We start from the raw sequence: 15,112 nt of genomic DNA, 5'->3' as shown, positions 1-15,112 counted from the left end.
TCGCCTGACGGTTCAGTCTCCGGCGGCGATGTTCTGCGCCTTGAGCCCGGCGATCTGCGCGTCGCTGTAACCCACTTCCTTGAGCAACGCGCTCGTGTGCTCGCCGAGCAGCGGGGGCTGCAGGCGAATTCCCGGACGTTCGCCGCCTAGCGTGAAGGGCATCAGCGGCACCTTCGACTCGCTGCCGTCGTTCATGCGGACCGGCGCGAGGCCGCCGGTTGCGTTGAGGTGCGGATCGTCGAAGAGCTCTTGCGGCTTCGTGATCGGCGCAAAGGGCAGTTCGTTCTTCTCGAACACGGCGCTCAGCTCGGCCGCGCTGTGATTGGCCAGGTGCGAGCGCAGGATCGGCATCATCCATTCACGCGCCAGCACGCGGTCGTTGTTGGTCTTCAGGCGCGGATCGGCCAGCATCTCGTCGAGCCCGAAGGCCTTGCAGAAGATCGCCCATTGCTTGTCGCTCACTGCCGCGAGAAAGATCTGCTCGCCGTCCTTCACGGTGAAGACGTCGTACACGCCCCAGGCAGAGATGCGGCTCGGCATCGGGTCGGCGGCCTTGCCCGTGGCGGCGAACTGCATCATGTGCTGCGCGACGAGGAAGATGTTGTTCTCGAACAATGCCGACTGCACTTCGGAGCCTTCGCCGGTGCGCTCTCGCTGACGCAAGGCCGCCATCGCGCCGATGGCGCCGAACATGCCGCCCATGATGTCGTTCACGCTCGTGCCGGCACGCAGCGGGTCACCCGAACGGCCCGTCATGTAGGCGAGCCCGCCCATCATCTGCACGACTTCGTCCAGGGCAGTCCGATGGTCGTACGGGCCGGGCAGGAAGCCCTTGTGGCTCACGTAGATGAGGCGCGGGTTGAGCTTGCGAACGCTCTCGTAGTCCAGCCCCAGCTTCTTCATCGTGCCGGGCTTGAAGTTCTCGCTGACGATATCGGCCGTCGCGATGAGACGCAGGGCGGCTTCCACCCCTTCCGGCTTCTTGAGGTCGAGCGCGATGCTCTTCTTGTTGCGATTGAAGGTCGGAAAGAAGCCCGCGCCGGAGCCCAGCAGCCGCCGCGTGTTGTCGCCCTCGACCGGCTCGACCTTGATGACCTCGGCGCCCAGGTCGCCAAGCAGCATTCCGCAAGTCGGCCCCATCACCATGTGGGTGAACTCGACGACGCGGATGCCGGCGTAGGGCAGCGGGGTGGATTCAGTCATGAGCGGTTCCTTGCATTCCTTGCATTCCTTGCTTTCGTTGCTTTCGTTGCGCGAATCCCTTGGGCAGACCTGCCTCGGGCGTCATGCCGTAGACCGGTTCGCCCGGCAGGCCGGCGATGAGCGGCGCGCGCGCCGCGATGAGTTTGTCGATGTCGATGCCGGTGCGCACGCCCATGGCCTCGAACATGAAGACGAGGTCTTCGGTCACGACGTTACCCGATGCGCCCGGCGCGTACGGACATCCGCCGAGGCCTCCGAGCGATGCGTCGAACGTGCGAACGCCCTCTTCGTAGGCGGCGAGGCAATTGGCGAGACCCAGGCCCCGCGTGTTGTGCATGTGAGCGGCGCCGGCCTTGTCGCCAAGCTCCGCACGCAATCGTCGAAACAAGCGCCTCACCTGCGCCGGATTGGCGTAACCCACGGTGTCCGAGAGGCCGGACTCGTCGGCGCCCGCGGCGACGCACTGGAGCGCGAGGCGGATGACCTCGTCCTCGGGCACGTTGCCCTGCAGCGTGCAGCCGAAGGCGGTGGATATGCCGGCTTCGAGCTTGACGTGCGGCGCGATCTGGCGGCGCAGGTCCGCGATGGCGCGAACCTCCTCGACCATCTCCTCGCGCGTCTTGCGCACGTTCGCAAGCGAATGCGCGGCGCTGGCCGAAACAGGCATCGTCAGCTTGTGCACCCCGGCAGCGATCGCGGCTTCGGCGCCCCTGCGGTTGGGCACCAGGGCCATCACCGTCAGTCCCGGCAAGGTGATGGCGTGCCGGACCACCTCGCCGGCGTCGGCCATCTGCGGCAAAAGGCGCGCGGGCACGAAGGAGGCCACTTCGATCTCGCGCAAGCCGGCGTCATAGAGCGCGTCGATCCAGCGCAGCTTGTCGGCCGTCGGCATGGTCGCCTTGACCGACTGCAGGCCGTCGCGCGGGCCTACCTCGCTGATGAGCACATCGGGCACTGTCACGTTTCTTGTCTCCATGAATGGGAAGTTTGACACTTCTCAAAGGCCGGATCGTCGCAGCGCTGCGGCGATTACCTCCATTTTGGTCATTGATAAAACTCGATTTTCGTCATTACTCGCTAACCAGGTATCGAATAAAGTCACCGGCTGCACCTGCATCCAAGGAGAAACGAACATGACCGCCCGCACCAACGTCCACGGCCTTCAGGTCGCCAGTGAACTTCATCGCTTCATCGAAGAAAAGGTCCTGCCCGCCACCGGCGTGGCGAGCGACGTCTTCTGGAAGGGCTTCGACGCCATCGTCAGCGAATTCGCGCCCAAGAACCTGGCGCTGCTGGCCGAGCGCGATCGCCTGCAAGCTGAAATGGACAAGTGGCACAAGGCGCATCCCGGCCCGATCACGGACATGCCCGCCTATCGCGCTTTCCTCGAATCGATCGGCTACCTGCTGCCGCAACCGAAGGACGTGAAGGCGACGACGACCAACGTCGACGCCGAACTCGCGCTGCAGGCCGGCCCGCAGCTCGTGGTGCCGATTTTGAATGCGCGGTATGCGCTCAACGCGGCAAATGCTCGCTGGGGTTCGCTGTACGACGCGCTCTACGGCACCGATGCCATTCCCGAAACGGGTGGTGCCGAGAAGGGCAAGGGCTACAACCCGACGCGCGGCGCGAAGGTCATCGAATTCGCGCGCAACGTGCTCGACCAGGCAGTGCCGCTCGAAAACGGCTCGCACAAGAACGCAACCGGCTACAAGGTCGAGCACGGCAAGCTGGTGATCGCGCTGCAGAGCAGCAGCACCGGCCTCAAGGACCCGTCGCAGTTCATCGGCTACCAGGGCGATGCGGCCGCGCCGACTTCGGTGCTGCTCAAGCACAACGGCATTCACCTGGACATCCAGATCGATCGCAGCACGCCCATCGGCAAGAGCGATGCCGCGGGTGTCAGCGATGTGGTGCTCGAAGCCGCGCTCTCGACCATCCTCGACCTCGAGGACTCGGTCGCCGTGGTCGACGCCCAGGACAAGGTGCTCGCCTATTCGAACTGGCTCGGCATCCTGCAGGGCACGCTGACCGAAGAGGTTGCCAAGGGCGGAAAGACCTTCACGCGCGGCCTCAATCCCGATCGCGAATACACGGGCGCCGACGGCAAGCCGGTCAAGTTGCACGGCCGCTCGCTGATGTTCGTGCGCAATGTCGGCCACCTGATGACCAACTCGGCCATCCTGTACGCGGGCGACAAGGAGATCCCGGAAGGGATCATGGACGCGGTGATCACCACGACCATCGCCACCGTCGACCTCAAGCGCAAGGGCAATTCGCGCGCGGGCAGCGTCTATATCGTCAAGCCGAAGATGCACGGCCCCGCCGAAGTGGCTTTCGCGAGCGCGTTGTTCGGCCGCGTCGAAGAACTGCTCGGCCTGCCGGCCAACACGGTCAAGCTCGGCATCATGGACGAGGAGCGCCGCACCAGCGTGAATCTCAAGGCGTGCATCGCCGAAGCGGCCTCGCGGGTGGCCTTCATCAACACCGGCTTCCTCGATCGCACAGGCGACGAGATGCATACGGCCATGCAGGCGGGCCCGATGCTGCGCAAGGGCGACATGAAATCCACGCCGTGGATCCAGGCTTACGAAAAGAACAACGTGCTGGTGGGCCTGTCCTGCGGTCTGCGCGGCAAGGCGCAGATCGGCAAGGGCATGTGGGCCATGCCTGACTTGATGGCCGCGATGCTCGAGCAGAAGATCGGCCATCCCAAGGCCGGCGCCAACACCGCCTGGGTGCCCTCGCCGACGGCTGCGACGCTGCATGCGCTGCACTACCACCAGGTCAACGTTGCCGACGTGCAGAAGCAGTTGGAACAGAGCGACGCTAATGCCGAGCGCGACAACATCCTCAATGACCTGCTGAAGGTGCCGGTCGCCCCGTCGGTGAACTGGACCGACGCCGAGCGTCAGCAGGAGCTCGACAACAACGTGCAGGGCATCCTGGGCTATGTCGTGCGCTGGATCGATCAGGGCGTAGGCTGCTCCAAGGTGCCAGACATCCACAACGTCGGGCTGATGGAAGACCGCGCCACGCTGCGCATTTCAAGCCAGCACATCGCCAACTGGCTGCTGCACGGCGTGGTGACGCGCGAGCAGGTCGACGCCACCTTCCAGCGCATGGCCGCGGTGGTCGACCAGCAGAACGCCGGCGATCCCTTCTACAAGAACATGGCCGGCAACTTCGACACCTCGTTTGCCTACAAGGCGGCGCAGGATCTGGTGTTCAAGGGCATCGAGCAGCCCAGCGGCTACACCGAGCCGCTGCTGCACGCATGGCGCCTGAAGGTGAAAGCCGCCGCAGCCTGATCAGGCTGGCCGACCAGCCCGCGCGCGCGCCAGGGTCCGGTCGACCTCGGCCGGATCCATGCCGTACATTTCGGCGAACTCGGCGACCGTGCGGCCACTGGCCTCGAAAGCGCGGAGCAGGGCTTCGCGCTTGGCTGTTCGTGCGCCGACTTCGGCAAACGCTTCGTCGAGCACCGCGTTCGATGTTTCGTCGTTGGAGCGGACGACCAGCATGTATTCCTCGCGCGTCAGGCCCGACGATTCGATGGCATCGATCAGGCGGGCGCGCAGCTTGGGGCGCAGGTCTTCTTCGGTGCGCGCCTGCCGGCGCTTGAAGACTTCGAGGATCGCGTGGTGCACGTGCTCCGGGGCAACGGGCTCCACCGGCACGCCGTTGAGGTCGTGCCGCTTCTCGCCGGCGGCTACCGCCTCCAGATAGCGCGTGGAACGTGCGTGCAGGCCGAGCGCGATCTTGAGGTCTTCCTTCTTGAACTCGTCCGGATGCAGGGTCAGCAGATCCTGGTACACGCCGAGCTTGAGCGGCAGGAAGCGCGCGCCGAACATCTTTGGATACAGCTCGAAGAGCTTTTCGAGCACCGGGTTGACTTTGCGCGGACGCTGGGATCCCTTGGGGTTGGTGTTCTGCCGTTCGCGGCCGCCCCTCTTGGCAGCGGTGGGCGCGGGGGCGTTTTCGGTCGTCGAGGTCATCGGAATTTCTTGTCTACGGAATCGGTGCACGTCGGAGGTGCGTTGCCCCCGACTTTAATGCCCCGGGGCCTTCAGCTTCGTTGCGCGGCTTCGGCTTCCGCCCGCAGCCAACGTACAAAGTCCTGCGCATCGGGATTGGCAGCCGCTCGGCGCGAAGTCTCGATGAAATAGCCCCGGCGCGACGCGGCACTCTCGCCGAAAGGGGCTACCAGCTGCCCCGTCCGCACCAGTTCGCGAAGCAATGGGAGGCGGCCGATCACGACGCCTTGTCCGGCAACGGCGGCGGCCACTGCGTCGGCGTATTGCGTGAAGCGCATGGCGTTTTTCATGCGCAGATCGGTGAGGCCCATCACTTCGAGCCAGGGTTCCCAGTCTGCCGTGGGCGCCTCGGCATGGTTGGGCAGGTCGACGGTGAGCAGGGTCTGCGCGATGAGATCGCCAGGCGCACGCAATGCTGCCGCAATGCGCGGCGCACACACGGGCATGACAGACTCCTCAAAAAGCGTCGGGCCGGTGCCGCGCCCGACCGGGACGAAGCGCACAGCGACGTCCAGGCGGCTGCGCTCCAGATCCAGCACGTCGAGCGTGGCTGACACCCGCACGTCGACCAGTGGATGGTCGGCCGTGAAGCGCGCGAGACGCGGAATGAGCCACAGAGACGCAAAGCCCGGCGTGGTGGTGAGCGCCACCTGGCGCAGCACCGACACCTCGCGCACTCTCGCTGCGGCATCCCGCAGCCTTTCCAGGCTCTCGACCACCGCACGCTGGAAGACGTGGCCCGACTCGGTCAGGGCCAGCGCCCGATGGCGACGCTCGAAAAGCATCACGCCGAGGCTGCTTTCGAGTTGCTGGATCTGTCGGCTGACGGCCGACTGCGTGAGGAACAACTCGCCCGCTGCTTGCGTGAAGCTCAGCGTGCGCGCCGCCGCCTCGAAGCTCCTGAGCAATTCGAGGGGCGGCAGGTCAGCGGCGGCCGACAGTGGTTTCGCATTCTCCAGACGCATGCAACGAGTTCCGAATGACCGTATGACAGAGGTATTGCCGGTGACTATATTCATTCGTACAACGAATGCCAAGGAGCTCCCATGACAACGCAACGCCTGAGCCTCAGCCTGCCGAAGAGAGCCATCTTCACCCTGCCCGACTCGCACGACGTCGACATCGAATGCCAGAGCGGCACGGTGTGGATCACGCTCGACCACGACCGGCGCGACATCGTGCTGGAACGCGGCCAGCGCTTTCGCAGCGATGCGCATCGGCGCGCGCTGGTCGCCGCGCTGGAGCCGTCGTGCGTGCGCTTCAGCGCCGAAGGCCTTTCCATCGCCGCGACCCCGGAGCGTTCGCAGCATTCGTCGTCGCCTTGGCGACTGTGGTCACACGGGATGTCCCCGGCTTGACCGAAAGTACCCGGCGTTGAACCATCGACGTCCGGGGCCATGGACATACTGAGCCGGCCCTTCTCATTTCGGACGAAGGACTTTCCATGGCAGAGGCATACATCGTTGCCACCGCGCGCACAGCGGGTGGCCGTCGCGGCGGCAAACTCGCGGGCTGGCATCCCGTCGATCTGGCGGCACAGGTCATCGACGCACTGGTGGCAAGGAGCGGCATCGACCCGGCAGCCGTGGAGGACGTCATCCTCGGGTGCGTGAGCCAGGTGGGCGAACAGGCTACCAATGTTGCGCGAAACGTCGTGCTGGCATCGAAGCTACCCGAATCCGTGCCGGGCACTTCCGTCGACCGCCAGTGCGGCTCGTCGCAGCAAGCGCTGCATTTCGCGGCGCAGGCCGTGATGTCCGGCACCATGGACGCGGTGATCGCCGCCGGAGTCGAGAGCATGACGCGCGTGCCGATGTTCACGCCCAATGCGCTGCCCGCGAAGGCGGGTCTTGGCACCTACATGAGCCCGGCGATGCAACGGCGCTACCCCGGCATCGAGTTCAGCCAGTTCACCGGCGCCGAGATGATCGCGAAGAACTACGGCATCTCGAAGGAAGCGCTCGACCGCTATGCCTTCGAAAGCCACCAGCGCGCCATTGCGGCCACGCGTGAAGGCGTGTTCAAGGACGAGATCGTGCCGATCGAGATCCGCCTCGCGGACGGCTCGACCAGCGGCGAGATGCACACGATCGACGAAGGCATCCGCTTCGATGCCACGCTGGAGGGCATCGCCGGCGTCAAGCTCATCGCCGAAGGCGGGCGCTGCACGGCCGCGACGGCAAGCCAGATCTGCGACGGCGCAAGCGGCGTGCTCGTGGTCAACGAGCGAGGCCTGAAGGCACTGGGCGTGAAGCCGCTCGCCCGCATCCATCACCTGAGCGTGATGGGGCACGACCCCGTCATCATGCTGGAGGCGCCGATTCCCGCGACCGAGCGAGCGCTCGCCAAGGCCGGCATGAAGATCGACGATATCGATCTCTTCGAAGTCAACGAAGCATTTGCGCCAGTGCCGCTGGCGTGGCTGCAGAAGCTGGGCGCTGACCCGGCACGGCTGAACGTGAACGGCGGCGCCATTGCGCTCGGCCATCCGCTGGGCGCATCGGGCACCAAGCTGATGACGACGCTCGTGAATGCGCTCGGCCAGCGGGGCAAGCGCTATGGCCTGCAGACCATGTGCGAAGGCGGCGGCATGGCCAACGTCACCATCGTCGAGCGCCTCTGACATGAGCGTCGTCCTCTACGAAGTCGAAGACGGCGTCGCCACGCTCACGCTCAACCTTCCGGCCAAGCTGAATCCTGTCGCCATCGAGCTGCAACGCGAGCTTTGGGATTCGCTGGCACGCGTTCGGGATGACCGCGAGGTGCGCGCCGTGGTGCTGACCGGCGCGGGCAAGGCTTTCTGCGTGGGCGCAGACCTGAGCACGATGCGGCCGCCCGCCGATGGGCAGACGCTCGGCGACCAGACCGCCGAATGGATGCAGTCGATGAGCAATCCGCTGATCGAGGAACTGCGTTCGCTTCCGGTGCCGGTGGTCTGCGCGGTGAACGGCCCGGCGGCTGGCGCCGGCGTGGGGCTGGCGCTTGCTTGCGACATCGTCATCGCAGCGCGCGGTGCGTATTTCTACCTGCCGTTCTTGCCCAAGCTGGGCATCGTGCCGGACCTGGGCTGCACGTGGTTCATCCCTCGGCGCGTCGGGCCCGCGCGGGCGATGGGCATGGCACTGCTGGACGAAAAGCTGAGCGCCGAGACTGCCACGCAATGGGGCCTCATCTGGGCGAGCGTCGAAGACGACCTGCTGCTGCTCGAAGCCCAGAAGATCGCGCAGCGGCTTGCACGCTTGCCAGCGCACGCTGTGATCGAAGCACGCAAGGCTTTCGAGGCGTCGGAGCGCCATTCGCTGCCGGACCAACTCCAGTACGAGAGCGAGCGCCAGCGTGAGCTGATCGGGCAGCCGAGCTTCGCTGAAGGCGTGACGGCTTTCCTGCAGAAGCGCGCACCGGTGTTTCAGAAGCGCTGACAGAAGGAGTGACGGCAATGATCGAACGCACACTCTTCACGCCCGACCACGAGGCTTTCCGCGACAGCTTTCGCCGTTTCATGGACAAGGAGATCGCTCCTTTTCACGAAGCCTGGGAAGAGCAGGGCTACGTCGACCGCCAAGTGTGGAACAAGGCCGGCGACAACGGCTTTCTCTGCATGTCACTCCCGGAGGAATACGGCGGCTCGGGCGCCGACTTGCTCTATTCGGTGATCCAGTTCGAGGAACTCTGGGCGCGGGGCTACACCGGGATCGGCTACGGGCTGCACAGCGAGATCGTCGCGCCTTACATCCTTCGCTACGGCACGCAAGTGCAGAAGCAGCACTATCTGCCCAAGCTCGCGAGCGGCGAGATGATCGGCGCGATTGCGATGAGCGAACCGGCCGCCGGCAGCGACCTGCAGGCCGTGCGCTCGACCGCGCTGAAGCAGCCGGACGGCAGCTATCTGCTCAACGGCAGCAAGACCTTCATCACCAACGGATGGCACGCCGACGTGGTGATCGTCGTCGCCAAGACCGATCCGGCCGGCGGCGCCAAGGGCACGAGCCTCTTCCTGGTGGAGCGCGGCACGCCCGGCTTCGAGAAAGGCAAGCGGCTGAAGAAGCTCGGCCTGAAAGCGCAGGACACGTCCGAGCTGTTCTTCAACGACGTGCGCTTGCCGGCCGATGCGCTGCTCGGCGGGGTCGCCCAGGAGAACCGCGGTTTCGTCTGCCTGATGGAGCAGTTGCCGTGGGAACGGCTTCAGATCGCCATCAGCGCAGTGGCAGCGTCGCAATCGGTCATTGATCAGACGGTGGCCTACGTGAAGGAACGCAAGGTCTTCGGCCAGCCGGTGGGCGCCTACCAGAACACGCGCTACACGCTGGCGGAATTGCAAACCGAAGTGCAGGTCGCACAAGTCTTCGTCGACAAGTGCATCGAATTGCTCATGCAGGAAAAGCTCGACACCGCGACCGCGAGCATGGCCAAGTACTGGACCAGCGATCTTCAATGCAAGGTCGCCGATGAATGCGTGCAGTTGCATGGCGGCTATGGCTTCATGTGGGAATACGCGGTCACGCGCGCCTACGCCGATGCGCGGGTGCAACGCATTTACGGCGGCACGAACGAGATCATGAAAGAGGTGATCACGCGATCGATGGGACTGCCCGGACGCTGACGGGCCACTGGCGCGCTGGCGGGTGCTGCAGGAGAATGCCGCAATGCCCGCTCTCAACGCCTTCTACGCCCAGTCCGGCGGCGTCACATCGGTCATCAACGCCTCCGCCTGCGGCGTGATCGAGACCGCGCGCCGCCATCCCGACCGCATCGGCACCGTTTACGCGGGCCGCAATGGCATCCTCGGCGCACTGGCCGAAGACCTGATCGACACCAGCCGCGAGTCGGCGGAGGCGATCGCGGCGCTGCGCTCCACGCCGTCCGGCGCCTTCGGCTCGTGCCGCTACAAGCTCAAGTCGCTCGAAAAGAACCGTCGCGAGTACGAGCGGTTGATCGAGGTCTTCAAGGCGCACGGCATCGGCTATTTTTTCTACAACGGCGGCGGGGACTCGGCCGACACCTGCTTCAAGGTGAGCCAACTGTCGCAATCGATGGGCTATCCGCTGCAGGCCATTCACGTGCCCAAGACCATCGACAACGACCTGCCGATCACCGACTGCTGCCCTGGCTTTGGGTCCGTCGCGAAATACGTGGCGGTGTCGACGCTGGAAGCCTCGATGGACGTGCGCTCGATGGCGGCAACTTCCACCAAGGTCTTCGTGATCGAGGTCATGGGTCGCCATGCGGGTTGGATCGCTGCGGCGGGCGGGCTGGTGGCCGATCAGGGCATTCCAGTCGTGATCCTCTTTCCCGAAATCCCGTTCGATCAGCCGGCTTTCCTGGCCCGCGTCGATGCGCTCGTGAAGTTCCACGGCTACTGCACGGTCGTGGTGTCCGAAGGCTGTCATCACCCGGACGGCACCTTCCTCGCCGAGCAGGGCTCCAAGGACGCCTTCGGGCACGCACAGCTCGGCGGCGCTGCGCCTGTGGTGGCGCAAATGGTCAAGGAAGCCCTCGGGCACAAGTTCCATTGGGCTGTTGCAGATTACCTGCAGCGCGCTGCACGACACATCGCATCGGCGACGGACGTGAAGCAGGCCTATGAACTCGGGCAGCGGGCGGTCGAGCTCGCCATCGAAGGAAAGAACTCGGTCATGCCCACGATCGAACGCCTCTCCGACGTGCCCTACTCGTACCGCATCGGCACGGCGCCGCTCGATGCGGTCGCCAATGCCGAAAAGTTCATGCCGCGCGACTTCATCTCGGAAGACGGTTACGGCATCACTGAAAAATGTCGCCGGTATCTGCTGCCACTGATTCAGGGGGAGGACTATCCGGCCTACCGCGATGGCCTTCCGGTGTACGTGACGCTGCAAAACCACGCTGTGCCGAAGAAGCTCCAGGCTTTCGAGATCGCGTGATGGGCGAGACCGCGCCAATCGATCCCTCGCGCTGTCCGCTTTGCGGGCAAGCGAACCGCTGCGCGCTGGAAATCGAACGCGAAACCGGCCGCAAGCAGGCTTCGTGCTGGTGCATGCAGGCCGACTTCAGCGCCGAGCTTCTCGACAAGGTGCCTTTGGAAAGGCGCGGGCTGGCTTGCATTTGCGCAAGCTGCGCTGCGCTCGCCATCGTTCAGGACTGAGGGGCGGCCTGTGTCGCCGCTGACGGTGCGGGTGCTGGCGCCTTCGGCGGCTGGTCGCCGCGCTCACGCTGTTCGGTGATCACCCGGTGAATGAACTGGAGCTTGCCGACGGCGGCGCGCGGCAGCACGAACGGGTAGTAGTCGGGCTGCCCCATGCTGCGCGAGAGCTCGTTGAGCACATTCGTGAGCCGCACCCAGCCGTTGAGGAAATCCAGGAATTTGGCAGCGTCCGGATGATCGGGCTCCCAAAGGTCCGCGGGCTCGAAGAGGTCACTGGCGAGTTCGACGTTGTGCGCATCGATGCCGAAGCTCATGGCCGTGTCGGCCGTGTCGGCCATGTGAAGATAGTGCGCCCAGGTTTCGGCCCAGTCTTCCCATGGGTGAGAGCTCGCATAGCTGGTCACGAAACGAACGGCCCAATCCGGCGGCGGACCGTTGTCGTAGTGGTTGCGCAGCGCCGCAGCGTAGTCTGCGCGCTCATCGCCGAACAGCTGTCGAAAGCTGTCGATCCACGGCGTCGGCGCGACCAGCAGGTCCCAGTAATAGTGGCCGATCTCGTGCCTGAAGTGCCCCAGCAATGTGCGATAGGGCTCTCGCATCTCGGCTCGGATGCGCTCGCGAACGGAGTCCTCAGCCTCTTCGGCGTTCAGCGTGATGACCCCTGTGTCATGCCCGGTCAATACGTGCGGCCCGCCGGGCGTGTTGCTGAGAAAGTCGAACGCGAGGCCATGCACCGGGTCGCTCAAGCGCGTGACCACCGGCAGTCGCAGCGCGAGCAGTTGCGAGATCAGCCGGCGTTTGGCCAGTTCGAGGTTTCGCCACAGATTGCCGTTGTTCTCGACCGAAAGATCCGGGATGGTGCGCGTGACGCTGCACGACAGGCAGAAGCCCGGCGCGAGGCCCTCGACGTTGAAAGCGGGATCGTCGCCTTCGCGCGGCGCGGGCACCATCCAGTTGCAGGCTGCCGGGGTCAAGAGGTTGGCGCAGCGGCGGTATGCCTTGCCCTCGGGGTCTCCGAAGACGGTGAAGGTGTCCGGCTCGGCGCCTTCGTGCGTGGACGGCGCCAGTGGGACCACGCCGAGCCGTTCGATCACATAGCCCAGGGGCGTGTGGCACGCGAGGCACTCGCTGTTGCGCAGGAAGACCGGTCGGCCGCACTGGCACTGATAGGCGCGGGTGAGCGTGGGGGCATGGAGTTCCAGCGCCTGGCCTGCCTGAACCTGAAGCCGACCTTGCTGGTCTTGCTGGTCTTGGGTTTGCATGGCCCATTGTGGCCGGGGCGTCGGAAGCGTATCGGCACCCAAAACGCCGATATCCTTGTAGGACGCCTGAATCGCCCCGCTTGAGCTTGATGACCTCCCCACCTCCCCACGCCCTCAGCATCCGCTACGGCAAGCGATATCGCTGGCTGTTGCTGATCTCTGTCATGGTGGGGGTGATGGCCTCGATCATGTCGTCCACCATCGTGAACGTGGCCATTCCGGGCATGAGCCACCACTTTGCGCTCGGGCAGGAGCGCGCGCAGTGGGTCAGCTCCGGCTTCATGGTGGCGATGACGGTCTCGATGCTGACGACGCCGTGGCTGCTGTCCCGCTATGGCTACCGCCGAACCTATGTCGGCACGATGGTGCTGTTGCTGGCGGGCGGATTGACGGGCGGGCTGGCGAGCAGCTTTTCGCTCGTCCTGCTCGCACGCGTCGCGGAAGGGCTGGCTGCGGGCGTCGTGCAACCGATCCCGGCCATCATCATCCTGCGCGCGTTCGAGCCGCATGAGCAAGGCCGTGCGAGCGGCATCTTCGGCATGGGCGTGGTGCTGGCGCCGGCGATCGGGCCGAGCATCGGCGGCGTGCTGGTGGACCTCTTTGGATGGCGCTCGATCTTTTTCATGGTGGTGCCGTTCTGTATCGCCTCGATCTGGCTGGCCTTCAAGTTCGTGCCGACCACGGCGCCGGGCGGGGTGGCCGCGGAGCGCGGCAGCGGGCTGGACTGGCGAGGCCTGACGCTCGGCACCGTCGGCACGCTGTGCCTGCTGAACGGCTTGGTTGAACTGCGCGGCGACGCCCCACTGCAAGCGGCCGCGCTGCTGGTGGCCGCTGCCGTGTCGTTCGCGGCGTTCCTGGCCTGGCAGGCCCGGCTGGGGGCGAACGGCGGGGCGCCACTGATGAACCTGGCGCTGTTCAAGTACCGGCAGTTCGCCATGGGAAGCATCGTCGCCTTCATCTACGGCACTGCGCTGTTCGGATCGACCTACCTGCTGCCCGTCTATATGCAGGTCGGATTGCAGCTTTCCGCATCGCACGTCGGCACCATCCTCTTGCCCGCCGGCATCGTGCTCGCCCTGACGATTGCCGGCGTAGGCCGGCTCGCCGACCGGCATCCGACCTATCTGCTGGTCAGCATCGGCCTGGTGCTTCTGGCCGCGTCGTTCGCGCTGATGATGGTGCTGCATCTCGACAGCGGGATCTGGCTGCTGGTCGCCTTTGCCATCGTGGGCCGCCTCGGGTTGGGGTTCATCCTTCCGTCGCTCAATCTCGGATCGATGCGCCCGCTCGCAAAGCCGCTGATCCCGCAAGGCGCCAGCGCCATCAACTTTCTGCGCATGCTGGGCGGCGCCGCCGGCGTCAGCCTTTGCGCGATCGTTCTCGAGTGGCGCTTGGCCGCTCATGGCGATTCGCTCAGCAATCCGGTGAGCAGCGCCGCCCGCCTGGCCGCCTTCGACGAGGTATTCGCCATGTTGGCCGCACTTTGCGCATTGGCCATCTGCGCCGCGCTGCAATTGCGCGAAAAAGCTCCCAAGGCGCTGAGCGAGCAGCCGGTGCAGTAAATCGCATGGCCGCGCGGGTAAGCTAGACCCCATGTGCCAGCTCCTGGGAATGAACTGCAACACGCCCACCGACGTGACCTTCAGCTTCACGGGCTTCGCGCAGCGCGGCGGGCGAACCGACCATCACGCGGACGGCTGGGGCATTGCCTTTTTCGAGGATCGCGGGCTGAGGCACTTCGTCGATCACCAGCCGGCCTGCGCGTCACCCGTGGCCGAACTGATCCGGCGCTATCCCATCAAGAGCCGCAATGTCATCGCGCACATCCGCAAGGCGACGCAGGGCGCGGTCAACCTGCAGAACTGCCATCCCTTCGTGCGGGAGCTGTGGGGCCGCTACTGGGTCTTCGCTCACAACGGCGACCTGAAGGATTTCAGGCCCCGCCTGCACGGCAACTTCCATCCCGTTGGCAGCACCGACAGCGAACACGCCTTCTGCTGGATCATGCAAGAGCTTGCGAAGTCCCATGCTGGCGTTCCGAGCGTCAGCGAACTCACGCTCACGCTGCGCGAACTGGCGCCGCGCCTTGCGGCCCATGGCACCTTCAATTTCATGCTCTCGAACGGACAGGCGCTGTGGGCGCATGCGTCCACGCATCTCTGGTATGTGGAGCGCAAGCATCCGTTCGTGACGGCAGAGCTGTCGGACGAAGATCTGAGCATCGACTTCGCCGAGCACACGACCCCGAACGATCGCGTCGCGGTCGTAGTGACGGCGCCGCTGACGACCAACGAGGCGTGGACGGCTTTTGCGCCGCAGGAGCTGGCGGTGTTCGTGGACGGCCGCCGCAACGGCTGAGGTCGGCGTCCGCGGCTGCGCCGAACTCTTTTTGACATGAAAACAACGTGTCCGGCTCTTTTGGGGCGGGTGGGATTCTTCGTCCGCAAGTCGGCGGAGATAATAATCATTCTCATTTCCGTAGCCAAAAA

The 15,112-nt window shown here is 65.1% G+C and carries 14 protein-coding genes; 9 read left to right on the top strand and 5 right to left on the bottom strand.

What is annotated here, in order from left to right:
- Positions 1-12: 12 nt before the first annotated feature.
- Together AC1DSF_RS22950 and AC1DSF_RS22945 are read right to left on the bottom strand one after the other, a co-directional pair.
- Complete coding sequence (locus tag AC1DSF_RS22950) at positions 13-1,203, bottom strand: CaiB/BaiF CoA transferase family protein (RefSeq protein ID WP_478128605.1); 1,191 nt, start codon at positions 1,201-1,203, stop codon at positions 13-15.
- Positions 1,196-2,164 carry a hydroxymethylglutaryl-CoA lyase gene (locus AC1DSF_RS22945; protein WP_478183483.1) on the bottom strand — a complete coding sequence of 323 codons (969 nt, stop codon included), beginning with the start codon at positions 2,162-2,164 and terminating at the stop codon, positions 1,196-1,198. Before AC1DSF_RS22945 ends, AC1DSF_RS22950 begins: the two co-directional genes overlap by 8 nt.
- Before the next feature lie 172 nt (positions 2,165-2,336).
- On the opposite strand from AC1DSF_RS22945, the gene AC1DSF_RS22940 reads away from it, so the two are divergent.
- On the top strand, positions 2,337-4,514 hold the full coding sequence (locus AC1DSF_RS22940) for a malate synthase G (RefSeq protein WP_478128603.1): 2,178 nt from the start codon (positions 2,337-2,339) through the stop codon (positions 4,512-4,514).
- On the opposite strand, the gene AC1DSF_RS22935 is transcribed toward AC1DSF_RS22940, so the two are convergent.
- Together AC1DSF_RS22935 and AC1DSF_RS22930 are read right to left on the bottom strand one after the other, a co-directional pair.
- Complete coding sequence (locus AC1DSF_RS22935) at positions 4,515-5,201, bottom strand: ProQ/FINO family protein (RefSeq protein ID WP_478128602.1); 687 nt, start codon at positions 5,199-5,201, stop codon at positions 4,515-4,517.
- A 71-nt stretch (positions 5,202-5,272) separates the two neighbouring features.
- Positions 5,273-6,205, bottom strand: a complete 933-nt coding sequence (locus tag AC1DSF_RS22930; RefSeq protein WP_478128601.1) for a LysR substrate-binding domain-containing protein — start codon at positions 6,203-6,205, stop codon at positions 5,273-5,275.
- 81 nt (positions 6,206-6,286) lie between these two features.
- On the opposite strand from AC1DSF_RS22930, the gene AC1DSF_RS22925 reads away from it, so the two are divergent.
- The 6 genes from AC1DSF_RS22925 to AC1DSF_RS22900 all read left to right on the top strand — a co-directional run bounded on the left by AC1DSF_RS22925 (position 6,287) and on the right by AC1DSF_RS22900 (position 11,361).
- A complete protein-coding gene (locus AC1DSF_RS22925) occupies positions 6,287-6,598 on the top strand; it encodes a DUF2917 domain-containing protein (protein ID WP_478128600.1) in 312 nt (103 codons plus the stop codon).
- An 86-nt stretch (positions 6,599-6,684) separates the two neighbouring features.
- Entirely contained in the window at positions 6,685-7,863 is a 1,179-nt protein-coding gene (locus tag AC1DSF_RS22920) for an acetyl-CoA C-acetyltransferase (RefSeq protein WP_478128599.1), read from the top strand.
- 1 nt (position 7,864) lies between these two features.
- Positions 7,865-8,659, top strand: coding sequence for an enoyl-CoA hydratase-related protein (locus AC1DSF_RS22915; protein WP_478183482.1), 795 nt, complete (start codon positions 7,865-7,867; stop codon positions 8,657-8,659).
- Positions 8,660-8,676: 17 nt separating this feature from the next.
- Complete coding sequence (locus AC1DSF_RS22910; RefSeq protein ID WP_478128597.1) at positions 8,677-9,840, top strand: acyl-CoA dehydrogenase family protein; 1,164 nt, start codon at positions 8,677-8,679, stop codon at positions 9,838-9,840.
- A gap of 43 nt (positions 9,841-9,883) precedes the next feature.
- On the top strand, positions 9,884-11,140 hold the full coding sequence (locus AC1DSF_RS22905) for a 6-phosphofructokinase (protein ID WP_478183481.1): 1,257 nt from the start codon (positions 9,884-9,886) through the stop codon (positions 11,138-11,140).
- The gene (locus AC1DSF_RS22900) at positions 11,140-11,361 is read left to right on the top strand and encodes a cysteine-rich CWC family protein (protein WP_478128641.1); all 222 of its coding nucleotides are present in this window, start codon (positions 11,140-11,142) and stop codon (positions 11,359-11,361) included. The genes AC1DSF_RS22905 and AC1DSF_RS22900 overlap by 1 nt, the downstream gene beginning before the upstream one ends.
- Here AC1DSF_RS22900 and AC1DSF_RS22895 read toward each other — a convergent pair.
- Positions 11,352-12,623: a zinc-binding metallopeptidase family protein gene (locus tag AC1DSF_RS22895; RefSeq protein ID WP_478128595.1), complete on the bottom strand. Its 1,272-nt coding sequence runs from the start codon at positions 12,621-12,623 to the stop codon at positions 11,352-11,354. The genes AC1DSF_RS22900 and AC1DSF_RS22895 overlap by 10 nt on opposite strands.
- An 89-nt stretch (positions 12,624-12,712) precedes the next feature.
- Between AC1DSF_RS22895 and AC1DSF_RS22890 the strand changes: the two genes are divergently transcribed.
- Together AC1DSF_RS22890 and AC1DSF_RS22885 are read left to right on the top strand one after the other, a co-directional pair.
- Entirely contained in the window at positions 12,713-14,185 is a 1,473-nt protein-coding gene (locus AC1DSF_RS22890) for a DHA2 family efflux MFS transporter permease subunit (RefSeq protein ID WP_478128594.1), read from the top strand.
- Positions 14,186-14,216: 31 nt separating this feature from the next.
- The gene (locus tag AC1DSF_RS22885) at positions 14,217-14,981 is read left to right on the top strand and encodes a class II glutamine amidotransferase (protein ID WP_478128593.1); all 765 of its coding nucleotides are present in this window, start codon (positions 14,217-14,219) and stop codon (positions 14,979-14,981) included.
- Positions 14,982-15,112 lie beyond the last annotated feature (131 nt).

The sequence above is a fragment of the Variovorax sp. 01N429 genome, assembly GCF_056399425.1.
The sequence above is the reverse complement of the archived record's forward strand: the minus strand, read 5'-3'. Positions and strand labels throughout refer to the sequence as shown.